General features: G+C 74.0%; 18 protein-coding genes. 10 read left to right on the top strand and 8 right to left on the bottom strand.

What is annotated here, in order from left to right; translation table 11 throughout:
* Positions 1 to 183 precede the first annotated feature (183 nt).
* Positions 184 to 777: a carboxymuconolactone decarboxylase family protein gene (locus QNO07_RS16095; RefSeq protein WP_283992706.1), complete on the top strand. Its 594-nt coding sequence runs from the start codon at positions 184 to 186 to the stop codon at positions 775 to 777.
* Positions 774 to 1,646: an RNA polymerase sigma-70 factor gene (locus QNO07_RS16090; protein ID WP_283992705.1), complete on the top strand. Its 873-nt coding sequence runs from the start codon at positions 774 to 776 to the stop codon at positions 1,644 to 1,646. The genes QNO07_RS16095 and QNO07_RS16090 overlap by 4 nt, the downstream gene beginning before the upstream one ends.
* Before the next feature lie 146 nt (positions 1,647 to 1,792).
* Here the strand turns inward: QNO07_RS16090 and QNO07_RS16085 are convergent, their stop codons facing one another.
* Entirely contained in the window at positions 1,793 to 3,208 is a 1,416-nt protein-coding gene (locus QNO07_RS16085; protein WP_283992704.1) for a serine hydrolase domain-containing protein, read from the bottom strand.
* 287 nt (positions 3,209 to 3,495) lie between these two features.
* On the opposite strand from QNO07_RS16085, the gene QNO07_RS16080 reads away from it, so the two are divergent.
* Positions 3,496 to 3,774 (top strand): hypothetical protein, encoded by a 279-nt coding sequence (locus QNO07_RS16080; RefSeq protein ID WP_283992703.1) that lies wholly within the window; start codon positions 3,496 to 3,498, stop codon positions 3,772 to 3,774.
* A gap of 160 nt (positions 3,775 to 3,934) precedes the next feature.
* Here the strand turns inward: QNO07_RS16080 and glgP are convergent, their stop codons facing one another.
* Entirely contained in the window at positions 3,935 to 6,475 is a 2,541-nt protein-coding gene (gene glgP, locus QNO07_RS16075) for an alpha-glucan family phosphorylase (RefSeq protein ID WP_283992702.1), read from the bottom strand.
* Positions 6,476 to 7,075: 600 nt separating this feature from the next.
* Here glgP and QNO07_RS16070 point away from each other — a divergent pair.
* The 6 genes from QNO07_RS16070 to QNO07_RS16045 all read left to right on the top strand — a co-directional run bounded on the left by QNO07_RS16070 (position 7,076) and on the right by QNO07_RS16045 (position 16,512).
* Complete coding sequence (locus QNO07_RS16070) at positions 7,076 to 9,127, top strand: alpha-1,4-glucan--maltose-1-phosphate maltosyltransferase (RefSeq protein ID WP_283992701.1); 2,052 nt, start codon at positions 7,076 to 7,078, stop codon at positions 9,125 to 9,127.
* Positions 9,114 to 10,835 carry a maltose alpha-D-glucosyltransferase gene (treS, locus tag QNO07_RS16065; RefSeq protein ID WP_283992700.1) on the top strand — a complete coding sequence of 574 codons (1,722 nt, stop codon included), beginning with the start codon at positions 9,114 to 9,116 and terminating at the stop codon, positions 10,833 to 10,835. The genes QNO07_RS16070 and treS overlap by 14 nt, the downstream gene beginning before the upstream one ends.
* A gap of 224 nt (positions 10,836 to 11,059) precedes the next feature.
* Positions 11,060 to 12,490, top strand: coding sequence for a maltokinase N-terminal cap-like domain-containing protein (locus tag QNO07_RS16060; RefSeq protein WP_283992699.1), 1,431 nt, complete (start codon positions 11,060 to 11,062; stop codon positions 12,488 to 12,490).
* A 68-nt stretch (positions 12,491 to 12,558) separates the two neighbouring features.
* A complete protein-coding gene (gene glgB / locus QNO07_RS16055; protein ID WP_283992698.1) occupies positions 12,559 to 15,177 on the top strand; it encodes a 1,4-alpha-glucan branching enzyme in 2,619 nt (872 codons plus the stop codon).
* A 154-nt stretch (positions 15,178 to 15,331) separates the two neighbouring features.
* Entirely contained in the window at positions 15,332 to 15,550 is a 219-nt protein-coding gene (locus QNO07_RS16050) for a dodecin (RefSeq protein ID WP_283992697.1), read from the top strand.
* A 356-nt stretch (positions 15,551 to 15,906) separates the two neighbouring features.
* A complete protein-coding gene (locus QNO07_RS16045; RefSeq protein WP_283992696.1) occupies positions 15,907 to 16,512 on the top strand; it encodes a LuxR C-terminal-related transcriptional regulator in 606 nt (201 codons plus the stop codon).
* Between the two features lie 40 nt (positions 16,513 to 16,552).
* Here the strand turns inward: QNO07_RS16045 and QNO07_RS16040 are convergent, their stop codons facing one another.
* From QNO07_RS16040 to lanKC, 4 genes are all read right to left on the bottom strand, one after another.
* Positions 16,553 to 18,460 carry an ATP-binding cassette domain-containing protein gene (locus tag QNO07_RS16040; RefSeq protein ID WP_502961861.1) on the bottom strand — a complete coding sequence of 636 codons (1,908 nt, stop codon included), beginning with the start codon at positions 18,458 to 18,460 and terminating at the stop codon, positions 16,553 to 16,555.
* Positions 18,457 to 20,217 (bottom strand): ATP-binding cassette domain-containing protein, encoded by a 1,761-nt coding sequence (locus QNO07_RS16035; RefSeq protein ID WP_283992695.1) that lies wholly within the window; start codon positions 20,215 to 20,217, stop codon positions 18,457 to 18,459. The genes QNO07_RS16040 and QNO07_RS16035 overlap by 4 nt, the downstream gene beginning before the upstream one ends.
* A 236-nt stretch (positions 20,218 to 20,453) precedes the next feature.
* Positions 20,454 to 20,585 (bottom strand): SapB/AmfS family lanthipeptide, encoded by a 132-nt coding sequence (locus tag QNO07_RS16030; protein ID WP_283992694.1) that lies wholly within the window; start codon positions 20,583 to 20,585, stop codon positions 20,454 to 20,456.
* A 34-nt stretch (positions 20,586 to 20,619) separates the two neighbouring features.
* On the bottom strand, positions 20,620 to 23,364 hold the full coding sequence (lanKC, locus tag QNO07_RS16025; protein WP_283992693.1) for a class III lanthionine synthetase LanKC: 2,745 nt from the start codon (positions 23,362 to 23,364) through the stop codon (positions 20,620 to 20,622).
* A 279-nt stretch (positions 23,365 to 23,643) separates the two neighbouring features.
* Here lanKC and QNO07_RS16020 point away from each other — a divergent pair, with 279 nt between their 5' ends.
* Entirely contained in the window at positions 23,644 to 24,342 is a 699-nt protein-coding gene (locus tag QNO07_RS16020; protein ID WP_283992692.1) for a helix-turn-helix transcriptional regulator, read from the top strand.
* A gap of 41 nt (positions 24,343 to 24,383) precedes the next feature.
* Here QNO07_RS16020 and QNO07_RS16015 read toward each other — a convergent pair whose 3' ends face one another.
* Together QNO07_RS16015 and QNO07_RS16010 are read right to left on the bottom strand one after the other, a co-directional pair.
* Positions 24,384 to 25,271 (bottom strand): DUF2690 domain-containing protein, encoded by an 888-nt coding sequence (locus QNO07_RS16015; protein ID WP_283992691.1) that lies wholly within the window; start codon positions 25,269 to 25,271, stop codon positions 24,384 to 24,386.
* Positions 25,268 to 26,128: a peptidoglycan-binding protein gene (locus QNO07_RS16010; RefSeq protein ID WP_283992690.1), complete on the bottom strand. Its 861-nt coding sequence runs from the start codon at positions 26,126 to 26,128 to the stop codon at positions 25,268 to 25,270. The genes QNO07_RS16015 and QNO07_RS16010 overlap by 4 nt, the downstream gene beginning before the upstream one ends.
* Between the last annotated feature and the right edge of the window lie 174 nt (positions 26,129 to 26,302).

The raw sequence follows: 26,302 nt of genomic DNA, 5'->3' as shown, positions 1-26,302 counted from the left end.
ACTCACCGGCGGCTACCAGGCACCGAGTCTGCCAGCGCGGCTCACCCGGTAGCTCCCATTAGGCGGAAGGCCGCGGCGGGGATTCTCCGCGGCGCTGTCACATCCGGGGCCCGGCCGGTGTCTCCATGCCGAAGCGCCGAAGGGGCGCTGTGCGACACCGGCACGAGCAGCACTGGAGGAGACATGGCCAGCAGCACCCGGGTTCCCGCGGTCGAGATCAACGGCGTCTACGGGGCACTGCTGAAACGGATGAGCCGCCGCATGCTCGGCCAGGTGCCCGAGTCGATCGGCGTGATGTGGAACAACCCGCCGGTGTTCAAGGACCTGATGGGTTTCGGCCGCAAGGCGGAGAAGTGGGACCGGCTCGACCCGCAGCTGAGCACGCTCGCGCACATGGCCTCGGCCGGGGCGATCGGCTGCGGGTTCTGCCTGGACCTGCACTACTTCATGACGCGCCGCAACGGACTCGACGAGGCCAAGGCGCGCGAGGTGCCGCGGTGGCGGGACTCCGACGCCTTCACGCCGCTGGAGCGCAGGGTGATGGAGTACGCCGAGGCGATGTGCCAGACGCCGCCGACCGTCACCGACGAGATGTCGGCCCGGCTGGCCGGGGAGCTGGGGGCGGCTGCGCTGGTCGAGCTGACCGCCAAGGTGGCCTTCATGAACGCGACCTCCCGCCTGAACGTCTCGCTCGGCATCCGCTCGCAGGAGTTCGCGGCGTCCTGCGGCCTGCCACCGCTCGCCGTCCCGTCGACGGACGTAGCCTCCCCCTCATGAGCGACGACCCGTTCCTCACCCACCGCGGCCTGCTGTTCACCGTGGCCTACGAGATGCTCGGCTCGGCCGCCGACGCCGAGGACGTGGTCCAGGAGACCTGGCTGCGGTGGGCGGAGGTGGACCGCTCGCCGGTTCGGAATCCGCGGGCCTACCTGGTCCGGATCGTCACCCGCCAGTCGCTCAACCGGCTGCGCACGCTGTCCCGCCGCCGGGAGCAGTACTTCGGCGAGTGGCTGCCGGAGCCGCTGCTGACCAGCCCGGACGTGGCGGAGGACGTCGAGCTGGCCGAAAGCGTGTCGTTCGCCATGCTGACGGTGCTGGAGACGCTGGGGCCGGCCGAGCGGGCGGTGTTCGTGCTGCGGGAGGTGTTCGAGGCGCCGTACGAGGAGATCGCCGAGGCCCTGGGCCGGACGCCGGACGCGGTGCGGCAGATCGCGCATCGGGCGCGGGGGCACGTCGCCGCCCGCCGGCCGCGCCGGAGTGTGGACCAGGCGGAGCAGCGGGTCGCCGTCGAGCGGCTGCTGACCGCGATCAGCACCGGTGACCTGCAGGGCCTGATGGACGTGCTGGCACCGGACGTGGTGCTGGTGTCGGACGGCGGCGGTCTGGCGCCGAGCGTACGCAAGCCCGTGGCGGGCGCCCGGAAGCTGGCCGCGCTGCTGCTGGGGGGCACCGCGAAGCTGACCGAGAAGTTCGTGGCCACGCCCATCTGGCTCAACGGGGCGCCCGGTGCGCGGATCGACCTCGGCGGCCGTCTCGCCGCGGCGATCAGTGTGACGGTCGAGAACGGCCGGATCACCCGGATCTACTCGGTCGCCAACCCGGAGAAGCTGGCCAGGCTGGACGCCGAGGCTCCGCTCAGCCGGTAGCCGGCAGCAGGGCCCGCCGGGGCGCCCGGACCTCCTCGTCCGCGCGCCCCGGCAACCGAGCCGCACGCACCTGCCCCCGCTCGGCCGCCCTGTCCTCAGCCGCTGGCACCGGTCAGCCGCTGCCGCCGGTCAGCCGATGCACCCGCTCAGCCGCTGCCGCTGCTCGCCGGGGTGGTGGGGCAGAAGGCGGCCTCCGCGATGGCGTCCTGGAGCGGGCTGCCGGTGAGCCAGTCGCCGTTCAGGTGGTACGTGAGCAGGTGGGAGCCGTCGGCGGTGCCCAGTGACCGGGAGGCCGAGCCGTGGATACCGCCGGCGTGGCCCCACACGGTGGTGCCGCAGGACAGGGTCCAGGACTCGACGCCCAGGCCGTACCGTGCGGTCCCGGCGGGGTTGAGCGGGACGCTGCGGAACATGGCCGACTGCTGCCGCTCGGGCAGGAGGCGCCCGCGCAGCAGTGCCCGGTAGAAGCGGTTGAGGTCGGAGGCGGTGGAGACGATCTCGCCCGCGGCGCCTGCCCAGGAGGGGTTGAGCCGGGTGACGTCCCGCGGCGGCGCGTCCGGGTCGCCGCTGAGGGGCGCGGCGTAGCCGACGGGGTGGGGGCCGGGCAGGGTGCTGCGGGTGCCGGGCAGTGACGTGCCGGTGAGGCCGAGCGGTTCGACGATGCGGGTGCGGACCTGATCCGCCCAGGTGCGGCCGGTGGCCTTCTCGACGATCAGGCCGGCGACGAGGTAGCCGGTGTTGGAGTAGGACCAGCCGGTGCCGGGCGCGAAGACCGGCGGGTGGCTGAGCGCGACGGCGATGAGCTGTTCCGGGGTGCGGGTGCGGAGGTGGTGGTCGGCGGAACCGGCGGCGAGGCGGCGGGTCACCTCGGGGTCGGCGGTGTAGTCGGGCAGGCCGCTGGTGTGCTGGAGCAGGTGGCGGACGGTGACGGCCCGGCCGTCGTGGCCGTTGCCGTCGAGCAGGCCGGGCAGCCAGGTCTCGACGGTGTCGTCCAGGTCGAGCACGCCCTCTGCTTCGAGTTGCAGCACCACGGTCGCCACGAAGGTCTTGGTGATGCTGCCGGCCCGGAAGTGGTCGGCGGGCTGGCGTTCCCGGCCGGTGGCCAGGTCGGCGACGCCCGCATGACCGAACCATTCGGCTCCACCGGCCCCTGGGCCTTCGTCCGTTCCGGTGCGGGACCCGCCGGCAGGGGACGTCCCGGTACGGGTCGTCCCCGTTTCGGACGTGCCCGGATCGGTGGTGGTGAGTGCCACGGCTCCCGGGATGCCGCGGTCGACGGCGGCCTGGAGGGCGGCCCGCACGGCGGCCCGCCGCGCCGCCTCCCGGCGGTCCGGCCCGCCCGCGGACGCGGCGGGGCCGTCGTCCGGCGGGTCGGCGGAGTGACGCGGTCCGGGCGCGGGCGGCCCCGCGGGGACGGCACCGTCGGGTGCGGGTCCTGCGGGCGTGAGGGCAGTGGCGGGAGCGGCGGCCAGGACGGCGGCGCCGAGCGCGGTGACCACCGCGAGCCCCGACGCGGCCCGGCGGGCACGCCGTACTCCTCGGCGTGCGGCCCGCTGACCCATACTCACTCCTCGCATCGTGCTGCGCCCGGGTGAACCGGCCGCACTTGCGGGGACGTTGCACGGTCTCCGCCGGTTGCTCACATAACGGACAAGGATTTGCGGTGGACGGACGAATTCCGGTCAACCGGCACGCATCGTCATGACATGTTCATGCACCACGTGCCCCGCTTCCGAGGCACCCGGGACGATCCCTCACCCAAGGAGCCCCTGTAGCAGACACCCGAGCCCCCCGCACTTCGCGCACGCCTCGTCATGATCTCCGGAAGACCCGCCGCCGCGCCAACTCGGTGAGCGCCGCCCTCGTCGGCGCGGCGGCGGTGCTCGCCGCCGGACTCACCGCCGTGCCGGCCGGCGCGGCAGCCCCCGAACCGCCCGGCGCCGCACCGGCCGTGCTCAGTGCCGCCCAGTACACCGGCCTGGTCATGGCCGCCGACACACCTGCGGCGAAGGCCCGGACCGCCGCCGAACTCGGCCTGGGTGAGCGGGAGGAACTCCAGGTCCGCGGCGTGGTGAAGAACCGCAACGGGGACACCCGTACGCGGTATGAGCGGACGGCTCGCTGCTGACCAGCAGCACCAACGTCCGGGGCGACGGCACACCCGCCAACGCCCGGACCGCCGCCGTGGAGGCAGCCTGGACGGCGGTGAAGGTGGAGGGCTGACGCTCCCGAGCGCCCTCCACGCCGGCCGGCGGCCCGTGACGCACCGGGCCGCCGGCCGGACGGGGTCAGCGCATCAGCAGCCCGGCTGCCTCACCGGAGGCGGTGCCCTCCGGTGGGACGGCGGCCAGGCCGAGTTCGGTGCCGGCGGCCAGCAGCCGGTGAGAGGGCAGCACCCGGACGGTGTAGCCGAACGGGCCGGTCCGGTCCAGGGTGAGCGGCCCCTCGAACAGCCAGCGGCCCTCCAGGTCGGGCCCGCCGGTGGGCTTCAGCGCCACGTGCACGGGCTCGGTGATGGTGTCGGACCCGTCGACCCGGCCCGCCACCGCCTGCACCTCCACCTCGGCGGGCTCCAGCGCGCCGAGCGTCACCCGCACCCGCAGCGACAGCGCGCCGCCCAGCTCCAGCGAGTCGCAGGCCGCGTCCACGGCCTCCACGTGGTCCACCCGGACCTGCGGCCACTCGGCCCGGACCCGGGCCTTCCAGCCGGCCAGCTCCGCGGCGGACGGCGCGTCCAGCTCTCGGTGCGCCCGTGCGGCCGGGGCGTAGAGCCGCTGCACATAGTCCCCCACCATGCGGTCGGCGAGGACCTTCGGGCCCAGCCGGTCCAGGGTCTGCCGGATCATCTCCAGCCAGCGGCCCGGCCGGTCGTAGAACGCGGGCGCGACCTGCTCCGCCAGCAGGTCGTACAGCGCGGCGGCCTCGATGGCGTCCCGCCGCTCCTCGTCGGCGGCGGCGCCGTCGGCGGTGGGGATGGCCCAGCCGAAGTCCGGCTCGTACCACTCGTCCCACCAGCCGTCGAGCACCGACAGGTTGAGACAGCCGTTCAGCGCGGCCTTCATGCCGCTGGTGCCGCACGCCTCCAGCGGACGCAGCGGGTTGTTGAGCCACACGTCGCAGCCGGGGTAGAGCGTGCGGGCCATGCCCATGCCGTAGTCCGGCAGGAACACGATGCGGTGCCGCACCCGCGGGTCGTCGGCGAAGCGGACCAGTTCCTGGATGAGGCGCTTGCCGCTGTCGTCGGCCGGGTGGGCCTTGCCCGCGATGACCAGCTGGATCGGCCGTTCGGGGTGCAGCAGCAGCTCGGTGAGCCGCTTGCGGTCGTGCAGCATCAGCGTGAGCCGCTTGTACGACGGGACGCGGCGGGCGAAGCCGATGGTGAGCACGTCCGGGTCGAGGACCTGGTCGATCCAGCCGAGTTCGGCCCCGGCGGCGCCCCGGTGGCGCCACGACTCGTGCAGCCGCTGCCGCACCTCCGCCACCAGCTGCTCGCGCAGCGAGCGGCGCAGCTCCCGCAGTTCGCCGTCGGGCAGGCGGGAGGTACCCGCGGTCACCTCCGGCGCCACCCAGGTGGGTGCGTGCACGCCGTTGGTGATGGACGCGATGGGCACCTCGGCCGGGTCGAAGCCCGGCCACAGGCCGGCGAACATCTCCCGGCTGACCTCGCCGTGCAGGGTGGAGACACCGTTGGCCCGCTGGGCCAGGCGCAGGCCCATGACGGCCATGTTGAACAGGTCGGGGCGGCCGCCGGCGAAGGTCTCCGTGCCCAGTGCGAGCACCTCCTCGACGGAGACGCCGGGCAGTTCGCCGTCGTCACCGAAGTGCCGCGCCACCAGGTCCCGGTCGAAGCGGTCGATGCCGGCGGGCACCGGCGTGTGCGTGGTGAACACGGTTCCGGCCCGGACGGACTCCAGAGCCGCATCGAAGTCAACGCCCTGCTCGCCCAGTTCGCGGATGCGCTCCAGGCCGAGAAAACCGGCGTGGCCCTCGTTGGTGTGGAACACCTCCGGCTCGGGATGGCCGGTGAGGCGGCAGTAGTCGCGCACCGCGCGCACCCCGCCGATGCCCAGCAGCATCTCCTGGAGCAGCCGCTGCTCCCGGCCGCCGCCGTAGAGCCGGTCGGTGACGTCCCGTTCGGCGGGCCCGTTCTCCTCCACGTCGGAGTCGAGCAGCAGCAGCGGCACCCGGCCGACGCGGGCCACCCAGACGTGGGCGCGCAGCGCGCGGCCGCCGGGCAGGGCGAGGATCACCGGGGCGGGGCTGCCGTCGGCCTCGCGGAGCAGGTCCAGGGGCAGCTCGTTGGGGTCGAGCACCGGGTAGCGCTCCTGCTGCCAGCCGTCGCGGGACAGCGACTGCCGGAAGTAGCCGTGCCGGTAGAGCAGGCCGACGCCGATCAGCGGCGCGCCGAGGTCGCTGGCGGCCTTGAGGTGGTCCCCGGCGAGGATGCCCAGGCCGCCGGAGTACTGCGGCAGGGCGGCGGTGATGCCGAACTCGGGCGAGAAGTAGGCGACGGCGGCCGGCAGGCCGTCGCCGGCGTCCTGGTACCAGCGCGGTTCGGTGAGGTAGTCGTGCAGGTCACCGGCGGCGACGGCGAGCCGGCGCCGGAAGGCGCGGTCCCGGGTCAGCTCGTCGATGCGTGCGGCGGGGATGGAGCCGAGCAGCCGCATGGGGTCGCCCCCGGCGGCGTGCCAGCCGTCCGGGTCGGCGTAGCGGAACAGCTCGCGGGTATCCGGATGCCAGGACCAGCGCAGGTTGCGCGCCAGATCGCTGAGCGGTCGTAGGGAGTCGGGAAGGACGGGACGCACGGAGAAACGACGAATGGCCTTCACGCTTCGACGGTAGCCGGGAGGGACTGTCCGATGCGCGCCTTCGCCACGATTTCACGTGACTTCCACCCCCATGTCGTGCCCCTTCGGCTTGCCCGGCCGGGCCGTTCCGCCGCTGGTCGCGGCGCTGCCCGGCGCGCCCGCCCGCCTCCCGGGCCGGGGGGCGCACCTGCCGAACCACCCCGCGCACCACCGCCCGAAGCAATTGCCCGACGCACCGCCGTTCGGACCACCCGACGCACCGTCTGACGCAGCGCTCGAAGCAGCACCTGACGCACCACCCGACGCACCGCCATCGAACGAGCACCGGACGCACCACCGCCCGAAGGGCCCTTCGGCCCGTCCGGGTGCGCCGAGGGGCCGCGGCGCGCCCGGGCGTCGCACCCCCCGTGTGGCCCCTCTTCAGGACTCGCAGTTACGTACGAGTAGTTCACCCGGCGCCGGAATATCCGCCCCCGGAGCGTGGGCAGGCTGTCCTCCTGCGCCCCAGCGAGACCCCCAGCCGAGTGAACGCGGACAGGAGCGGTCATGCCCGCAACCAGCCAGTTGCCAGCGGAGCGGATAGAAAGTAACAAAACCCCCGTACCAGACCCAGGTGAGCCCATGATCGGTCGTATCCCCGTCCTGGACGTCCAGCCGCTCGTCGACTGTGGACGCCGTCCCGCGAAGGCCGTGGCCGGAGAGACCTTCCAGGTGTCCGCCACGGTGTTCCGCGAGGGACACGACGCGGTCGCGGCCAACGTGGTGCTGCGCGATCCGACCGGCCGCGGCGGGCCGTGGCTGCCGATGCGCGAGCTGGCCCCCGGCACCGACCGGTGGGGAGCGGACGTCACCCCGGATGTGGAGGGCCGGTGGACCTTCGCGGTGGAGGCGTGGAGTGATCCGCTCGCCACCTGGCGGCACCACGCACAGGTGAAGATCCCGGCCGGGATCGACGCCGAACTGACCCTGACCGAAGGCGCGGTGCTGCACGAACGGGCCGCCGCGCAGGTACCCAAGAGCGAGGGCCGGGCGGTGGTACTGGACGTGGTGGACGCGCTGCGCGACCACGACCGGCCGGTGGCGGCCCGACTGGCCGCCGCCCTCACCCCCGAGGTGCTGGCCGTGCTTGACGGGCATCCGCTGCGCGAGCTGGTGAGCACCACCCGGGCGCTGCCGCTGGTGGTGGAGCGTCGGCGGGCGCTGTTCGGTTCCTGGTACGAGCTGTTCCCCCGTTCGGAGGGCGCGGTGGTCGAGGAGGGCCGCCCGCCGGTGTCCGGCACGTTCCGCACCGCGGCGGAGCGGCTGCCGGCGGTCGCCGCGATGGGCTTCGACGTGGTGTACCTGCCGCCGATCCACCCGATCGGGACGGCGTTCCGCAAGGGCCGCAACAACTCGCTCACCCCCGGCCCGGACGACGTGGGCTCGCCGTGGGCGATCGGTTCGGCCGACGGCGGCCATGACGCCATCCACCCGGACCTGGGCACCTTCGCCGACTTCGAGTACTTCGTGGCGGAGGCGAAGGCGCTGCGCATGGAGGTCGCACTGGACTTCGCCCTCCAGTGCTCACCGGACCATCCATGGGTGCGCGAGCATCCGGAGTGGTTCCGCAAACGGGCGGACGGGACCATCGCCTACGCGGAGAACCCCCCGAAGAAGTACCAGGACATCTACCCGATCGACTTCGACTCCGACCCGCGGGCCTTCGACGGCATCGTGCGCGAGACGCTGCGGGTACTGCGGCTGTGGATGTCGAAGGGCGTGCGGATCTTCCGGGTCGACAACCCGCACACCAAGCCGGTGGTCTTCTGGGAGAAGGTGATCGCCGACATCAACCGCACCGACCCGGACGTCGTCTTCCTGGCCGAGGCGTTCACCCGGCCGGCGATGATGCACACCCTGGCCAAGGTGGGCTTCCAGCAGTCCTACACCTACTTCACCTGGCGTAACACCAAGCAGGAGCTGACGGAGTACCTGACCGGGCTTTCCGGCGACGCCGCCTCGTACATGCGGCCCAACTTCTTCGTCAACACGCCGGACATCCTGCCCGGCTACCTCCAGGACGGCGGGCGGGCGGCGTTCGCCGTACGGGCGGTGCTGGGCGCCACGCTGTCCCCCACCTGGGGGGTGTACGCGGGCTACGAGCTGTACGAGTGCGCACCGGTGCGACCGGGCAGCGAGGAGTACCTCGACTCGGAGAAGTACGAGCTCCGGCCGCGTGACTGGGCCGCCGCGGAGCGGGAGGGGCGCTCGCTCAGCCCGCTGCTGACCACCCTCAACCGGCTGCGCCGCCGGCACCCCGCCCTGCAGCAGCTGCGGAACCTGGATTTCCACCACACGGACAACGACCAGGTCATCGCCTACTCCAAGCGCAGCAACGTCCCCTACGCCGACCTAGTGCTCATGGTGGTCAACCTCGATCCGCACCACACCCACGAGGCAACGGTGTCGTTGAATATGACGGCACTGCAGGCGTCGGGACTCACACCCGCGCAGGAAAGTGGCGCCGCCCCCATTCCGGTGCGCGACGAGCTCACCGGCGAGACCTACCACTGGGGCAGGGACAACTACGTGCGTCTGGAGCCCGGCGGTGCCGGAGCGTCCGCCCCGGCCCACGTGCTGACCCTGCGACCGTCCTCACCGACCGGAGGGTCACCCAACGATGAGCGTCAATGAGCCCGTCCACGACACGTTCGAGGACACGCCCGCCAAGGACCGCGATCCCGAGTGGTTCAAACGAGCGGTGTTCTACGAGGTGCTGGTCCGCTCCTTCCAGGACAGCAACGGCGACGGCGTAGGAGATCTGAAGGGCCTCACCGCCAAACTCGACTACCTGCAATGGCTCGGCGTCGACTGCCTGTGGCTGCCGCCCTTCTTCAAGTCGCCGCTGCGCGACGGCGGCTACGACGTGTCGGACTACACGTCGGTGCTGCCGGAGTTCGGCGACCTCGCCGACTTCGTGGAGTTCGTGGACGCCGCCCACCAGCGGGGCATCCGGGTCATCATCGACATGGTCATGAACCACACGAGTGACCAGCACGAGTGGTTCCAGCAGTCCCGCAGCGACCCCGACGGGCCGTACGGCGACTACTACGTCTGGGACGACAACGACGACCGGTACGCCGACGCACGGATCATCTTCGTCGACACCGAGCAGTCGAACTGGACGTTCGACCCGGTGCGCAAGCAGTACTTCTTCCACCGCTTCTTCTCGCACCAGCCGGACCTCAACTACGAGAACCCGCAGGTGCAGGAGGAGATGATCTCCGCGCTGCGGTTCTGGCTGGACCTGGGCATCGACGGCTTCCGGCTGGACGCCGTGCCCTACCTGTACGCCGAGGAGGGGACCAACTGCGAGAACCTGCCGGCCTCGCACGACTTCCTCAAGCGGGTGCGGTCGGAGATCGACACGCACTACCCGGACACCGTGCTGCTCGCCGAGGCCAACCAGTGGCCGGAGGACGTCGTCGACTACTTCGGCGACTACTCCAAGGGCGGCGACGAGTGCCACATGGCGTTCCACTTCCCCGTGATGCCGCGCATCTTCATGGCGGTCCGCCGGGAGTCGCGCTACCCGGTGTCGGAAATCCTCGCCAAGACCCCGGCCATCCCCTCGGGCTGCCAGTGGGGCATCTTCCTCCGCAACCACGACGAGCTGACGCTCGAAATGGTCACGGACGAGGAACGCGACTACATGTACGCCGAGTACGCCAAGGACCCGCGGATGCGGGCCAACATCGGCATCCGGCGGCGGCTGGCGACACTGCTCGACAACGACCGCAACCAGATCGAGCTGTTCACCGCGCTGCTGCTGTCCCTGCCCGGCTCGCCGATCCTGTACTACGGCGACGAGATCGGCATGGGCGACAACATCTGGCTCGGCGACCGCGACGCGGTCCGCACGCCGATGCAGTGGACGCCGGACCGCAACGCCGGGTTCTCGTCCTGCGACCCGGGGCGGCTGTTCCTCCCGGCGATCATGGACCCGGTGCACGGCTACCAGGTCACCAACGTGGAGGCGGCGATGAGTTCGCCCTCCTCGCTGCTGCACTGGACCCGGCGGATGATCGAGATCCGCAAGCAGAATCCGGCGTTCGGCACCGGCCAGTACACCGAGCTGCCGTCGTCCAACCCGTCCGTGCTGGCCTTCCTGCGGGAGGTCCGGCTGCCGGACGGCGGCGACGACGTGGTGATGTGCGTGAACAACTTCTCCCGGTTCCCGCAGCCGACCGAGATCGACCTGCGGGCCTGGAAGGGCCGCCATCCGGTGGAGCTGATCGGCGGGGTCAAGTTCCCCGCCATCGGCGACCTGCCCTACCTGCTCACCCTCGCAGGTCACGGCTTCTACTGGTTCCGGCTGCGCCGCCAGCCGTCCGCCTCCTGAGCCGGCGTCAACCTCGGGTACCGCACGAGTCACGGCGGTCCGGCCGGTTTCCTCCGGGCCGCCGTGGGCACCCTCTACAACACTCGTGCAGGAAGCACCCGTGCGGCGTAGCCACCATCCGCCGCACGGTCGATCTCCCCTCAACACGTCCCGCACAGACGGACAGTCATTGCCGCAATCCGGGACACTTTGCGTAGATTTCGTGTGCCCGGGGGAAGGACGCCATGACCGCGAAGCCGGACAGCTCCTCGCCCCATGTTGCTGTCGACGAGACAGACGACCCGGCGTTGCTGCGCTCGCTCGTTCCACTGCTCATCCACTGGCTGCCCCGGCAGCGCTGGTTCGCCGGCAAGGGCCGTCCGCTGGACGGGCTCTCCCTGGCCGCCGCCACCGAACTCCTGCCGTGTACGACGGGCAGCGCCACACCGGGGCTGCTGCACCTGCTGGTGCGCGCGCACCAGGGCGAGGAGGCGGACTGCTACCAACTGCTGGTCGGCACCCGCCCGGTGCTGCCGCCGTTACTGGCGCCCGCACTGATCGGCAGGCCCTCCGACGGCCCGCTGCGCGGCCTGGCGCTGTACGACGCGGTGCCCGATCCGCGCCTGACCGCACTGCTGCTGGAACGTCTCCGCGCCCCGGGCCGCCTGGGCGGGCTGCGGTTCCGGCGGGAGCCGGGCAGCGCCATCCCGTCGGGCCTGCGACCGCGTCCGCTCCTCGCCGAGCAGTCCAACTCCTCGGTCGTCTACGGGGACACCTACATCCTCAAGCTGTTCCGCCGGGTCAGCCCCGGCGTCAACCCCGACCTGGAACTGCCGCTGGCGCTCGCCCGCAGCGGCTGCGACCGGGTGCCGGCGCCCGTCGCCTGGTTCGAGGTGCCGGCCGCCGACCCCGTCACGCTGGGCGTGCTCCAGCCGTTCCTGCCGCGCACCACCGACGGCTGGCAGCTTGCCCTGCGCGCGCTGGAGCGGCACGCCGACTTCTCCTCGGCCGCGCACTCCCTGGGCCGGGCCACCGCCGATGTGCACACCGCGCTCGCCCGTTCCCTGCCGACGTGCGTCCTGCGCGGCGACCGGCTGGCCGCGCTCGCCGACGGCATGGCCGAACGCCTGGAGGCGGTCGCCGCGGCCGTCCCGCAGCTGCGCCCCTACCGGTCGGGGCTGCACCAGGCGTTCGGCGCGATCCACGACCTCGCCCGGTCCGGCGGCGGCTGCGCGGTGCAGCGGGTGCACGGGGACCTGCACCTCGGCCAGGCACTGCACGGCCCGAGCCCGCACAGTCCGGCCCCGCACGGCACGGCCGCGGCGGGCGGCTGGACGCTCATCGACTTCGAGGGCGAGCCGGCCAGGCCGCTGGCCGAACGCCGCCGTCCGCAGCCCGTGCTGCGGGACGTCGCCGGCATGCTGCGGTCCTTCGACTACGCGGCGGGCCAGCGCGGCGCCGGCGACGCGTCCCGTGCGTGGGCCGCGGCTGCCCGCGCCGCCTACTGCGCCGGCTACGCCGAAGCCGGCGGCATCGATCCGGCCGGGCATCCCGCGCTGCTGCGCGCCCACGAGACGGACAAGGCCGTCTACGAGGTGCTGTACGAAGCGCGCAACCGCCCGAACTGGCTGCCCGTCCCGCTCGCCGCGGTACGCCGCCTCGCCGCGGCCCGCTGACCGCCTCCCCTCCCCCGCCCGTGCACGCCCCGCAGGATCACACCCTCGACTCCAGGGAGAACCGTCCCGTGACCGCCCGCTCCGAGGTACCGGAAACCTTCCGCCCCGCCTCCGCCCCGCCCGCCCCCCGCAGCGGCAGCACCGGCGCCCCCGAGGGGGCCGGCCCCGAGGCCGACGCCTCCCCGGCCGACTCCCCGACCGCCGCGCCGACCGCCGAGCCAGTCGCTGCCGAAGCCGCACCGGACGCCGCGCCTGCCCGCCCGGAGGCTGCACCGGACACCGCACCGACCGCCGAACCGGCCGCTTCCGAGACCGCACCCGCTGCTTCCGAGCCTGCGCCGCCCGCCGTGAAGCCCGCTTCCAGGGCCCGGAGAACCGCGACCCGGCCCCCGAAGGCCGCGCCCGCCGCCGCGACCTCGCCCCCCTCACCCGCCGCAGGCGCCGCGCTCGCGGCGGCGCCGCTCGGCGGCGTCGACCGCCGCCGGCTGCTGCACGGCGAGCACCACGACCCGCACGCGCTGCTCGGTGCGCACCCGGTGGCCGACGGTGTCGTGGTCCGCACGCTGCGGCCGTACGCCACCTCCGTGGAGGTGGTGGTCGCCGGCGGGCTGCGCGCCGCACTGCACGACGACGGGGACGGACTCTTCAGCGCCGTGCTCCCGCCGGACACCAGCGGGCAGCTGCCCGCCTACCGGCTGCTGGTGCACTACGGCGGGCAGGACGGGCAGGACGGGCAGGACGGGCAGGACAAGATGAACACGGTGGAGGTCGACGACCCCTACCGGCTGCTGCCCTCGCTCGGCGACCTCGACCTGCACCTGCTGGGCGAGGGCCGCCACGAGGAGCTGTGGCACGCGCTCGGCGCCCGGACCATGACCCACCAGGGCGTCGCCGGCACCCGGTTCACCGTGTGGGCTCCCAACGCTCTCGGGGTGCGCGTCGCCGGCGACTTCAACTACTGGGACGGCACGGCGTTCCCGATGCGGTCGCTGGGGTCCAGCGGCGTCTGGGAGCTGTTCCTGCCGGGGGTGGGCGACGGCGCGCTGTACAAGTTCGACATCTGCCGGGCGGACGGCAGCCACACCCTGCGAGCCGACCCGATGGCCCGCCGCACCGAGTGCCCGCCGGCCACCGCGTCCGTGGTGCACACCTCCGGCTACGAGTGGCGGGACGAGCAGTGGATGGCGCACCGCGGCGACCGCCCGGTGCACGCGTCGCCGTTCTCCGTCTACGAGGTGCACCTGGCGTCGTGGCGGCCCGGCCTGGGCTACCGGGAGCTGGCCGACCAACTGCCGACGTACGTCCGGGACCTCGGCTTCACCCACGTGGAGCTGCTGCCCGTCGCCGAGCACCCGTTCGGCGGTTCGTGGGGCTACCAGGTCACCGGCTTCTACGCGCCGACCGCGCGGCTGGGCACTCCCGACGACTTCAAGCACCTGGTGGACGCCCTGCACCAGGCGGGCATCGGGGTGATCGTGGACTGGGTGCCGGCGCACTTCCCGAAGGACGAGTGGGCGCTGGCCCGGTTCGACGGGGCCGCGCTGTACGAGCACCCGGATCCGCAGCGGGCCGAGCACCCCGACTGGGGCACGCTGGAGTTCGACTACGGCCGCCGCGAGGTGCGCAACTTCCTGGTGGCCAACGCCGTGTACTGGTGCGAGGAGTTCCACATCGACGGCCTGCGGGTCGACGCGGTGGCCTCGATGCTCTACCTGGACTACTCCCGGGAGGACGGCCAGTGGTCGCCGAACGAGCACGGCGGCCGGGAGAACCCGGACGCGGTGGCGTTCCTGCAGGAGATGAACGCCACGGTGTACCGGCGCTGCCCGGGCGCGGTGACCATCGCCGAGGAGTCCACCGCCTGGGACGGCGTCACCCGCGCCACCCACCACGTCGGGCCTGGCGGGTTCGGCGGTCTGGGCTTCGGCCTGAAGTGGAACATGGGCTGGATGCACGACTCGCTGGAGTACGTCAGCAAGGAGCCGGTGCACCGCAAGTACCACCACGGTGAGATGACGTTCTCCATGGTGTACGCCTACTCGGAGAACTACGTGCTGCCGATCAGCCACGACGAGGTGGTGCACGGCAAGGGCTCGCTGGTGTCGAAGATGCCCGGCGACTGGTGGCAGCAGCGGGCGAACCACCGGGCGTACCTGGGCTACATGTGGGCGCACCCCGGCAAGCAGCTGCTCTTCATGGGCCAGGAGTTCGCACAGGGCGCCGAGTGGTCCGAGCCGCACGGCCCCGACTGGTGGCTGCTCGACCCGACGTACTCGGCAGCCGCCGACCACCGGGGCGTGCGGGACCTGGTCAAGGACCTCAACCGGGTCTACACCGCCGCGCCCGCCCTGTGGGAGCGGGACACCGAGCCGGGCGGCTTCTCCTGGGTGGACGGAGGCGCGGCGGAGGACAACGTCTTCGCCTTCCTCCGGTACGCCGCCGACGGGTCTCCGCTGCTGGCGGTGAGCAACTTCTCCCCCGTGGTCCGCCAGGGCTACCGGCTGGGCGTCCCCGGGGACGCCGCCGCCTGGCAGGAGGTGCTCAACACCGACGACCTGCGGTACGGCGGCAGCGACGTCGGCAACCGGGAGCCGCTGAAGGCGGAGCCGCAGGGCGCGGACGGCCTGCCCGCGAGCATCACGCCCACGCTGCCGCCGCTGGCCACCGTCTGGCTGCGCCCGGCGTGAGGGCCCCGTCCCGCGCCCGGCCGCGCGCCGGGTGCGGGACCCCGCCCGGTGGGGCACCGTGGAAGGGCCGCGTTTCATCCCAGGTCCCGCCCCACGGCACTTCCCACACCACCGGCACCACCGGCACCACCCGCGACAACCGCCAGGAGACGACATGAGCGAGCACACCTACCGGGTCACCGAGATCGTCGGCACCTCGCACGAGGGGGTGGACGCCGCGATCCGCAACGCCATCGGCCGGGCCTCGCAGACACTGCGGGGCATGGACTGGTTCGAGGTCACGCAGGTGCGCGGCCACATCGAGAACGGCGAGGTCGCGCACTTCCAGGTCGGCCTCAAGGTCGGGTTCCGGCTGGAGGACATCGCAGACTGACGTGCCCGGCCCCGCTCCCCTGCACGCCCGCCCGTCCCGGCACGCGTACGCCCGCCGGGACGGGCGGGCGTACGTGCGTGCGTGTGTGTGCGTGTGCCGAAACGATGGGCAGCGGCTTGCACCGGCTGGCTGAGAGAGGCGGGAGTACCCCGTTCCGGAAGTGTGCAAGGGGGCGCATTCAACCGCGCGCCGGAGCGTGATTCATGTGCCCGCGCTCCAAGTGGCGGCCGGTGGACCGGGCAGTAGCGTTCCCCGCCCGCCACCCCGGGCACATGCACGGGGGACATGTGGCGGCGTCCGGCCGACGGGGGCGTGGAGCCGGGGCGTGCCGCCGAATCGAGACGAGAGGGTGGGGAATGACCCGGGTTCTGGTGGTGCACGAGGCCGTTCTGTTCCGGTCCGCGCTGGTCGCGTTACTCCGCGCCGAGCCCGGTTTCCTGGTGACCTCGGTGGGGAGACGCGGGCTTGCGGACCGCATCCGGTGCGATCGTCCGGACGTGTACACCGTTGATGTCGACTCCCCGGGTTCCGTGGCGCTGCTGGAGGCACTGGAGCTGGCCCGGGGCGGCCTCGGCCAGGAGGGCGCGCTGCTGGTGCTGGCCAACGCCGACCGTCCGGGCACCCTGCGCAAGGCGTTCGACGCCGGCGCGCTCGGCTTCGTGGACCGCAACGCACCGGCCGGCACCCTGGCGGAGGCGATACGCACGGTCCGCCGGGGCGAGCGGTTCGTCGACGAGTCGCTGGCCTTCGGCTTTCTCCAGGCGGCCGAGATGCCGCTGACCCCGCGCGAGCTGACCGTGCTGTCGCTGGCGGCGGAGGGCCGCTCGGTCGCGGACATCGCACAGAGCCTGTGCCTGTCGAGGGGGACCGTGCGCAACTACATGGCCGCGGCGACCCGCAAGGTCGGCGCCCGCAACCGGATGGACGCCATCCGCATCTCGCAGGGCGCCGGCTGGATGTGAGCGGGACACGGCGGCTCCGGGCGTGACCGCCACGGGCGGCTCAGGCCCGACCGCTCTCCCAGACGCCCGCCAGTTCCCGGTAGAGGTCCGACCGCCGCAGGAGTTCCGCGTGCGAGCCGGTGACCACCCGGGTGCCGTCCATGACGAGCACCCGGTCGGCGCGGCGGGCCGACGACAGCCGGTGCGCGACGACGACGAGCGTTCCGGGACGCGCGGCGAGTGCCCGCTCGGCTTCCGCCTCGGTGGCCGGATCAAGATGGCAGGTCGCCTCGTCCAGCAGCAGCAGCGGTGCCGCCGACAGGTGGGCGCGGCCCAGGGCGAGCAGCTGTCGCTCGCCCTGGGAGAGGTCCCGCGGTTCGAGCACCGCGTCCAGGCCGCCCAGCCGGTGGACGAGCGGGCCCAGCCCCAGGGCCGCCACGCTGGCGCCCAGCAACCGGTCGGTCGCGTCGGGCCGCAGGTAGCGGAGGTTGTCTCGGACCGACCCGGTGAAGACGTACGCCTCCTGGGGCACGAGGGTGCGGCCCGACACGTCCGGCCCAGCCGGCCCAGTCGGCCCAGCCCGGCCGGACGGGTGCCGCGGGCGGCCGGTCAGCGGGACGCCGTCGAGCGCCACCGTGCCGCGCTGCGGGCTGAGCAGGCCCGCCACCAGCGCGGTCAGGGTGGACTTGCCGATGCCGCTGGGACCGACGACCGCCAGGTGCTCGCCGTGCCGGACCGTCAGGTCCAGGTTCTCGACGACCGGTTGCGCCGACGCCCCGTAGGCGAAGGTGACGCCGCGCAGCGCCACCGCCGGGTCGTCCGGACCGGTGGTCGGTGGCGGGGACGGACGTGCGGGCGAGGCCGAGGACGGAGGCAGGGGCGGGGGCGGGCCGAAGCGGTCGAGTACGACGACCAGGCGGGTGCCCGCAGCGCCGAGCGCGCTCATCAGGGCGTGCAGCGCGGGCAGCAGAGCCTGCGTCAGATAGGTGAGCGCCCCGGCCAGTACCCCCGCGGTCACCCCCTGGTCCAGCAGCCAGGGCGTCGCCAGCAGCACCAGCAGGATGGGTAGTTGCCCGGCGACGGCGAGCGCCAAGGTGCGGGCCGCCGCCCAACGGGCCAGCGCACGGGCGGCGTCGGCCTCCGCTGCGACGAGCCCGTCGGCCCGTCCGGCCACGCTCCGCTGCCCGCCGCAGGCGGCGACGTCCCGGAGTCCGGAGCCCACCGCACCGACGTGCGCGGCCAGTTGCTCGTCGGCGTCGAGGAACTCGCGCTGCCGGGCGGCCATCGGCCGCAGCGTGGCCAGGAACAGGCCCACCCCGCACACCAGGGGCACCACGACGATCGGCAGCAGCGGCGGGGCGAGCGTGCCAAGGCCGAGGAGCGCGCCCGCCGCGACGAAGACGAAGGAACGCGCGGTCAGCACCACCCCGGCGAAGCCGTCCCGGGCGATCTCGGTCTGGTGGACCAGCCGGGAGACCGCCGAGTCGTCGGCCCGTGCCGGGTCCGCGACAGCGGTGTCCAGAGCCCGGGTCACCGCCCGGCGCACCAGGCCGTCCCGCAGCGGTTCCACCAGGCCGGCAAGCCCGGTGAACACGCCCCGGACGGCGGCTCCGCCGAGCAGGATCGCCACCGCGGCCAGGGCCAGCCACCACAGGCCGGTCGCCGGGTCCCCGGCGAGGAAGCCGTCGTCCAGGGCGCGGGCCACGCCGTAGCCGCCGAGGAAGGTCTGCAGCGACTCCAGCAGGGACCATCCGCCCAGGACGGCCAGCGCCCGCTTGCGGCGCCCGAGGAACGGCCAGGCCTGTGCCATCACCCGGCGCAGCGCGCCGCGGCCCCGGCGCCCGGGCGCCTCACCGGCAGGCGCGGGGCCGCGACCGGTCGAGACGGCCCCCGTCCCGGCCGGGTCCTCCCCCGCCTGCATGGTCTGCTCGACGGGCTCGGCGGGCTCGGCCGACGGAGTTCTCCTCATCGTTCCTCCCCCTTCTCCGCGTGCGCCCCGGGCTCGGGGGCGTCGGCGAACGCGGCGCGGTAGGCGGGGTCCCGCCACAGCTCGGCGTGCGGTGCCACCGCCCGCACCCGTCCGCCGTCCAGCCACACCACGAGGTCGGCGCGGGCGGCGGAGGAGACCCGGTGTGCGACGACCAGCCGGGTGCCGGGCCTGACCTGCCGGGTCAATGCGCGGCTGACCCGGCGTTCGGTGACGGTGTCCAGGCTGGAGGTGGCGTCGTCCAGGATCAGCAGCCGCCCGGCGTGCGCGAAGCACCGTGCCAGGCCCAGGCGTTGCGCCTCCCCGCCGGACATCGGCGCGTCGGCGAGCGGCGTGGTGTAGCCGTGCGGCAGCCGGGTCACGAAGCCGTGGGCGTCCGCCGCACCGGCCGCCGCGCGCAGCTCGGCGGCCGGTGGGCGGTGGGCGCCGAAGGCAAGGGCCTCCTCGACGGTCCCGCCGAACAGCGCGGGCCGTTCGAAGGCGTAGCCGACCTCACGGCGCAGCCGGCCGGGTTCCAGGGTGTGCAGCGGCACGCCGTCGAGCAGCACCACGCCCTCGTCGGGATCGGTGAGCCGGCCGGCGACGGCCGCCAGCAGCGACTTGCCGGCGCCCGAGCGGCCGACGACGGCGGTCGTCGTCCCGCCGGGCACCACCAGGTCGACGTCGTGCAGCAGCAGCAGGCCGTCCCGGCGCACTCCGACCCGGCACAGCTCCAGCGTGCCTGGGCCGTCCGGTGGCAGCGCCCGGGTGCCGTGCGGCACCGCGGGCAGGTCAAGCAGGGCGGCGGTGCGCCGGGCGGCGGTACGACTGCGGACGAGCGCGCTGAGCGCGCCGGTCACCGCCCCGACGCCGCCGGCCAGCACCGCGTAGCGGGAGGCGGCCAGCAGCGCGCCGACGGTGAGGTGCCCGTCGGCGAGCCGCAGCCCGCCGACGGCCAGCACGACCGTCGCCAGCAGCGGCATGAGCACCCCGGTGCGGGCCACGGCCCGGCCGTAGAGCCGCCAGGTCTGCCGTCCCTCCGCGTCGAGTTCGGTGAGCGGCGCGAGGATGCGGGCGCGTTCGCGGGCGGCGGTGCCGGCCGCGGCGACGGTGCGCGCCCCGGCCAGGGCCTCGACCAGGCGGCCCGCGATCCGGCCCTGAACCTCCTGGTAGGCGCCGACGGTGGCGGCGGTGCCCCGGGCGAAGGCGCGCAGCAGCAGGATCAGCAGGGGCACGCCGAGGAGGAACGCGGCGGCGGTCCACACGTCGATGAGGAAGAGGCCGACCAGCCCGCCGACGGGGGTGAGCAGCGAGGCCACTCCGGTGGCGCAGGTGACGGGTGCGGTGCCGGTGTCGGCCGCGTTGACGGTCAGCCGGGTGCCGAGGTCACCGGCGGAGAACCCCGCGCCGTGCCGGGGTTCGGTGGCCAGCAGCCGGCCGACGCAGCGGCGGCGGACCCAGGCGGTGGAGCGGGCGCCGGTGGTACCGCCGAGCCAGGCGGTGGTGGCGTCCAGGGCCGCGCCCGCGCCGATCAGGGCGGCGGCCAGCAGCAGCCAGCGCTGCGCCTGCGGGTCACCGGCGAGAAGCAGGTCCAGCGTGCGGCCCAGTACGGCGGGCAGCGCCACGGCCGCAGCGGCGGCTGCCGCCGCGCAGGCCAGCAGGGCGGCGACCCGGCCGGCGCTGTGCCGGACCGCGGCGCGCAGCAGACGGTCGGCTGCCTCCGGGGAGGCGACCGCGGCGGCCTGCGGGGCCGGGGCCATGTCCGGGGCCCTCCTTCGTCGGTGCGGGCGGGTGCAGACACCTGCGGGCGGGGTTCGGACGGCGTGCCGCCGTCAGGGGCCGTGCGCGGCCGTCAGTGCGCCGGGCGGTGCCGGGAGGGGCGCGCGCCCGGGTCCCGGGTGGGCCCGAGGGGCCCGGCCCGGGACCCGGGTGCGGGATGGGCCGCGCGGCGAACGGAGGCCGCGCGGCCTCACCCGTCAGACGCGGGAGAGCTGCGTCACGGGGTGCACAGGGTGACGCTGAGCGAGCTGTACTCGCAGATGAGCAGGCTCACCTGACTGCCGGTGGCGAGGTCGCCGACGGCCTCGTCGGTGGGGGTGTCCATCGCCTGCAGGTCGAGAAGTGCCATGAGGTGTTCCCTTTCTGGGGACGGTAGGTGATCTTCACTTGCCCCTGACCCCTGGGTGGGGCCGGCTGGTGGGCCGCCGGAGCGGCGGCAGGAACGGCAGGTGCACGGGGGCGTCGTGCAGGGCGCTGCCGAGAGCGAGCAGGCAACCCGCGGTACCGGTGGCGAGGTCCATCGACAGGCGCATCAACTGCTCGCCAGGGAAAGCGAGTTCGCCTTCGTACGGGATCGCGTGCCAGGACATCAGCTCGGTCAGCCGCCGCAGGTGCCGTCCGGACTCCGCGGCGTGGCCGCTTCCGTCCGGGTCGGCGGGGTGTGCGGGGCGCGGGTCGGCGGGGAGTGCGGGGCCGGTGGTGCGGGCCAGGTGCAGCAGCAGGCCCGCCACGCCGCGGAACAGGCCGGGCTGGATGTAGAAGGAGGAGTGCGCGGCGCGGGTCGTCTCCTCCCGCGTCCGGCGCAGTTCCCCGTCGTCACGGTGGGCGAGGTAGTCGTCCAGCACCATGGCGATGCCCACGCTGCCCGCGCCCAGGTAGGGCATCGTGCGGCGGCCCTCCCGGACGAGCAGGGCGCCGCCGTCGTCCTGGACGCAGCGGCTCAGGTCGTCGCGCAGCGCCCGCGCCGCCAGGTCCAGCAGCGCGCTGTCGCCGGTGCGTTCGAAGGCGCGGACCAGCAGCAGCGCGGCACCGGTCGTGCCGTGCAGCAGGCCGGTGCGGGCGCCCGGGCCGGCGGCGGTCGCGGCGGCGGCCGAGGCGAGCCGGTCGGCGACCAGTTCAACGCAGCGGTCCGCGGCCTGCCGCAGCACCGGGTCCTCGCCCGCGGCACCTGCTCCGCCCGCGCCGGGGGTGGCGAGCGCGTCCAGCGCGAGGCCGATACCGGCAAGACCGGTGTGCAGGTCGGTGCCGAGCCCCTGCCAGGGCTGCTCGGTGACCAGGTGCGCCAGTGCGAGGGCGGGCTGGCGGTGGCCGAGGCGGTCCAGCGTCCAGGCGATGCCGGCCAGGCCGTCGTAGAAGCCCAGCGGGCTGCCGGAGGCCGGTTCCTTGCTGCGCAGCAGCAGCCACTCCTCGGCGTCCGGACAGGGCGGCGCGCCCGTGGACGCCAAAGCGTGCAGCACACCGGCGGCGCCGTAGCCGAAGGACTGGCCGCCGCAGGGCGTGGCGAACTGCGCGATGTCACCGGGGAAGCAGCGGTCCTCGCGGTCGAAGGTGGCGGAGGCGAGCACGGCCCGGACCATCGAGTCGCGGCTGTGCGGCCAGTCGCCCGGCCGCAGCCGGGCCCACGTCTCCGGCCCGGAGGGGGCGGCGCGCGGGGGCACGGCCGGGGCCGAGGGCGGCGCGGCGGTCACCGGGACCGGGGCGGCGCCCTCGCGGCTGATCTCGGCGACGGCGTCGTCCAGCAGGGCGCGGTCCACGGGGAAGGTGCGAGCGATGACGTCCGCCAGGTGCGCGGCCTTGCCCCGGTCCAGGGTGAACAGCGTGGTGAGCGGCACGAACAGGGCGAGGCGCAGGCAGGCCAGCGCGTAGGTGTCGATGTCGGTGCCGCGCCGGTCGGACGGTGCGACGAAGGCCGGGTTGGCGACGACCTGGCGCCGGTTCTCGGCGGCCGCAGACGCCGCCTCGAAGTCCAGCAGCACCACCGAGGACTCGTCCTCGGCGACGATGACGTTGCTCATGTGCAGGTCGCTGATGACCAGGCCCCGGCTGTGCACGGCCTCCACGGCCCGCGCCACCAGGTCGTGGATTCGCAGTGCCCAGGCGGTGTGCTCGGCCAGCCGCTCCGGCGCCGGGTCGGCCTCGGAGAGCGGGAAGCGGCGCGCGAAGACCGTGTTGAGCGTGGTGCCCGCGATGTGCTCCAGGACGAGGAAGCGGTGCTCGCCCAGGGTGAGGGTGTCCAGCACCCGGGGCACGCACGGCAGTCCGGCGAGCTGCTCCAGCGCGGCGCGTTCACGTTCCAGGCGGGCGATCGCGTCGGCGCCGTCCGCGGCCAGTCCGGCGTGCGGGCGGGCCTCCTTCAGTACGACCTGCTCACCCGTCCGGTTGTCCCGGCCCAGGTACACGCCGCCGCCGTTGGAGAAGTGCAGCGCGCGCTCGACGGTGTAGGGCACGTCCGCTGTGCCGTTGGCGGACCGGGCGGCCAGGTGCGGCGCCAGGAAGTCGGGTAGCGCCACCCATTCCGGGGTGCGGAAGACCGGGCCGCGCAGGTCAGGAACGAGGGCGCCCGACGGGTCCTCCACCGCGGGGCACAGCTCGCCGCTCGCGTCGCGGCAGAAGCGCCGGGCGAACGCCCCGTACCGCACGTGGACCGGCCCGTCGCCCCAGCGCAGGTCGCTCAGCACGTACGGCCCGTGCTCACCGGCGAGCAGCGTGTCCAGTTCCTCCGCGAGGGTGCGGCACTGCGCGTCGTCGGCCGGGTAGACGGTGATGAACTTGCCGCTGGCCGCACGGTCGGCGTACTTCGCGTTGCGGGTGTGCAGCAGGTAGCGGTTCGGCACGAACTTGAAGGGGACGCGGCGGGCGAGGCAGTGGTCCATCACGCGGGAGAGCACCGACTCGGCGTTGTCCAGCGCGGCCGAGACGTGGATCTTCCAGCCCTGGGCGGGCAGCCGCACGTCGAGCGGGCTGTAGGCGAGCCAGTCGCCGGCGCGCTTGCGCTCCCAGCCGTCCGGCGCGGAACGGCGGGCGGTCTCCCAGAGGGCGCCGCGGCTGTCCCGCGAGGCGGACACGCGGTGCGGAGCGTCGTAGAAGTGCCGGTCTGCGTCGCAGTGGACGGCGTACTCCGGGTTCACGCGCTCCCCCCTCGGTCGGTGACGGGACCGACGTTTCCACGGGCTGCCGGGGCGCGGACAGTCACCGTTGTCACCTCTCGCCCATGCAGAACGCACATGTTCTCCACACACCTCACCGCCCGGCGGCGGGGCGGTCGTGCGCGGTCGGCACCCGGCGGCACCTGGGGGCACCCGGCGGCACCTGGGGGATGGTCCAGGGGCACTGGACGTTCCACCAGATGCGGGTTCTGGCGGAACGCACCGGGGGTCACCGCGGGTGACCGCCCCTACCGTGTCCGCATGCACACGCGCCCACCCTTCGACGCCACGGCGGCACGCCGTCTCCGGGAATCCCTGGGCATGACGCCGGGCCACGTCGCCTACGGGATGTGGGCGGCTTTCGGCCTGCGGATCAGCGCCGAGCGCGTCACCGCCTGGGAACACCAGGAGGACGCCCCCACCGAGGACGAACTGGCCGCGCTCGCCGGTGCGCTGTGGTGTGCGCCGGCGGAGCTGATGGGTGAGCCGCGCACCGTGCGCGAGTACCGGCTCGCCCGCGGGACGGCCCTGACCGACGTGGCCATGCGGGTCGGGATGCCCGCCGCCCAGTACCGGGAGGTGGAGCGGTCCGGCCGCTGGACCGGCGACGAGCGGCAGGCGGTGGCCCTGGCGGACGCGCTGGGCATGTCGCTGCGCGCCAGGACCGAGCTGACCGGCAGGCGGGACCGGCTCGTCGCGCTGCTGCGCAGCGCGGCCGGTTCACGCTGGCAGGGCTATGTGCGTCCGCTTCGCAAGCTGCTGCCCGAGCTGTCCGGGGAACGGGCGGAGGAGGTCCTGGAGTTGCTCAACGACGAGTTCCACCGGCGCAGCTTCTCCTCGCTGAGCTGGATCGACACCGGTTCGCAGACGGCGCAGGGCTCGGCGGACGCGGGACGGATCTTCCTGGACGGGATCGAGGAGCACTTCTGGGCCGCGCTGGACACCGGGCAGCGCACCTGACGCCGTCCCGCCCGCCGAGCACCGGGCCGGCCGGGACGGGGTCAGGAAGTGAAGCAGTGCCGCTCGCCGGTGTCGCCGCTGACCAGACACGCTTCGAGCCCCCGCGGACCACCGCCGGTCATACGCGTGGACAGGTAGCCCTCGGCGTCGTACCGGTCGGCGATGCGCACGGACTGGCGCTCCTCACCCGGCGCGCTGATCTCCACGCGGTCGCCGATGCTGCCGAACCTGATCCGGGCCCAACCCGCGTCGCAGCCCTCGCTGTAGCGGATGTCCACGGCCTTCTTCCCGGCGAAGCGGCGTTCGGCGACCGTGCGCGGACCGCTCGACGCGATGGCGCAGGCCTGCGACTGGGCGTTCTCACCGGTGCACGTCGAGCCGCGGCAACCGGCCTTCACCGGTCCGGTGGCCGGACCTGACCGGTCCTGTACCCCGTGGTAGGCGCCGACCAGTCCGATCAGCGTGCCGATCGACAGCACCGCGACCAGCAGGCGCCGCCGCAGCCGCCGCCCCCGGCCCGGCACCCGTCGAGCCGCGTCCTCCCGTGCGCCAGGCGCCGCGTCCGGCCCTGCGCCGGGCCCCGGCTCCGGGGCCGTGCCGGGGGGCGCGGCGGTGGTTCGCAAGGGAGGCGAGGGCTGCGAGGGCTGCGGCGGGGGCTGGGCTGCCGGGGAGCGGCGGGCCTCGTCGGCCAACTCCCACAGCAGCAGGAGCCGTCCGGGCCGTTCACCCGCCAGCAGGCACAGTTCGCGGACCAGTTCACGCGGCGGCAGCTTGCCGCCGCACAGGTACCGCTGCCACGAGGAGCGGCTCGCCGTGGTGCGGGCGGCGAGCGCCGCCAGGCTCAGCCCGGTGCGCTCCCGCAGCGCTGTGAGTTCGCGCGCCAACCGCGCCTGCTCGGGCGGCGGTCCGGCGGACGCCCCCGTGCTCACCGACGCAGCACCTCCCAGCTGTGCGGGCCCATGATGCCGTCGACCACCAGGTTGTTGTCGTCCTGGAGCCGCTTGACGGCGCGTTCCGTGGCGGCGCCGTACGCGCCGTCGACCTCACCGACGTCGTAACCGCGGTAGCGCAGCAGGCACTGGGCCTCGACGACGTCCCAACTGGTCGTGATCTGCTGGAGCAGCGCCTCCACGGTGTCGCTGCGTCCGGCGTGGAGCAGGCCGGCCTCGCGGTGGATGTCGCAGCTGTAGGTGGTGCCCGGGGTGAAGGCGAACGGGGCGCTCTCCACTCGCCGGTTCTCCGCCGCCGTGGGCTTCGAGGACGGCAGGAGCACCACCGCGGCGGCCACCAGCACACCGAGCACCACGGCCACCGCCCCGACCAGCGCAGCCATACGCGGACTCCGCCGCCGGACCGCGTTCCCGGCGCCGTCCGCAGCGCCGTCCGCATGCGCACTCGGGGCCGCGGACTCGCCACCGTCCGGGCCGGGCGCCGGATCGCCGTCGCCCGGCGTCCGTTCGGCTGCCGCGACCGGTGCCGGGGCGGCGCCCGCCGACCTGTCCGGTGCAGCGGCGGGCGACGCGTGCCAGTGCTCCGCCGCAGCGGACCGCAGCTCCAGCAGGCGTTGGACGTCCTCCCCGCACACGCGGCCCAGTTCTGACACCGCGTCGGCCGGCGGCAGGTTCTTGCCGTTGAGGTAGCGCTCCCACGAGGACTTGCTGTAGCTGGTGCGCTTCGCGAGGGTCGCGAAGCTGAGCCCGCCGGAGTCCTTGAGCCGGCGCAGCGCGTGCACGAACTCCCCTGCCCGCGGGTCGAGTGCGGTCGGCAGCTCTTTCCACTGACTCATGACGAATGCCTCATCTCCCCCACCTGCACGTCATTCCCCGTTTCCCGCCCGGGCTGGATTCGTGCAGGTCAGCGCCCGGGATGTCCCAGACTACCGGTAATACGCCCCGTATTGCGGGGCGGCACGGCCCCAGGGGGCGGAAGCCGGCCGCACCCGCGCGGGAGCACACCGCGG

The organism is Streptomyces sp. 549, from assembly GCF_030124175.1.
Taxonomy (GTDB): Bacteria; Actinomycetota; Actinomycetes; order Streptomycetales; family Streptomycetaceae; genus Streptomyces.
The sequence above is the reverse complement of the archived record's forward strand: the minus strand, read 5'-3'. Positions and strand labels throughout refer to the sequence as shown.

What these genes read in the sequence shown, in the direction of transcription:
- QNO07_RS16020 (WP_283992692.1), top strand. Translation starts at nt 23,644, where the DNA reads ATGCACACGCGCCCACCCTTCGACGCCACGGCGGCACGCCGTCTCCGG.
- QNO07_RS16035 (WP_283992695.1), bottom strand. Translation starts at nt 20,217, where the DNA reads ATGGCCCCGGCCCCGCAGGCCGCCGCGGTCGCCTCCCCGGAGGCAGCC.
- QNO07_RS16090 (WP_283992705.1), top strand. Translation starts at nt 774, where the DNA reads ATGAGCGACGACCCGTTCCTCACCCACCGCGGCCTGCTGTTCACCGTG.
- QNO07_RS16070 (WP_283992701.1), top strand. Translation starts at nt 7,076, where the DNA reads ATGATCGGTCGTATCCCCGTCCTGGACGTCCAGCCGCTCGTCGACTGT.
- QNO07_RS16085 (WP_283992704.1), bottom strand. Translation starts at nt 3,208, where the DNA reads ATGGGTCAGCGGGCCGCACGCCGAGGAGTACGGCGTGCCCGCCGGGCC.
- QNO07_RS16050 (WP_283992697.1), top strand. Translation starts at nt 15,332, where the DNA reads ATGAGCGAGCACACCTACCGGGTCACCGAGATCGTCGGCACCTCGCAC.
- treS (WP_283992700.1), top strand. Translation starts at nt 9,114, where the DNA reads ATGAGCGTCAATGAGCCCGTCCACGACACGTTCGAGGACACGCCCGCC.
- QNO07_RS16040 (WP_502961861.1), bottom strand. Translation starts at nt 18,460, where the DNA reads ATGAGGAGAACTCCGTCGGCCGAGCCCGCCGAGCCCGTCGAGCAGACC.
- QNO07_RS16045 (WP_283992696.1), top strand. Translation starts at nt 15,907, where the DNA reads ATGACCCGGGTTCTGGTGGTGCACGAGGCCGTTCTGTTCCGGTCCGCG.
- QNO07_RS16060 (WP_283992699.1), top strand. Translation starts at nt 11,060, where the DNA reads ATGACCGCGAAGCCGGACAGCTCCTCGCCCCATGTTGCTGTCGACGAG.
- QNO07_RS16030 (WP_283992694.1), bottom strand. Translation starts at nt 20,585, where the DNA reads ATGGCACTTCTCGACCTGCAGGCGATGGACACCCCCACCGACGAGGCC.
- QNO07_RS16010 (WP_283992690.1), bottom strand. Translation starts at nt 26,128, where the DNA reads ATGAGTCAGTGGAAAGAGCTGCCGACCGCACTCGACCCGCGGGCAGGG.
- QNO07_RS16095 (WP_283992706.1), top strand. Translation starts at nt 184, where the DNA reads ATGGCCAGCAGCACCCGGGTTCCCGCGGTCGAGATCAACGGCGTCTAC.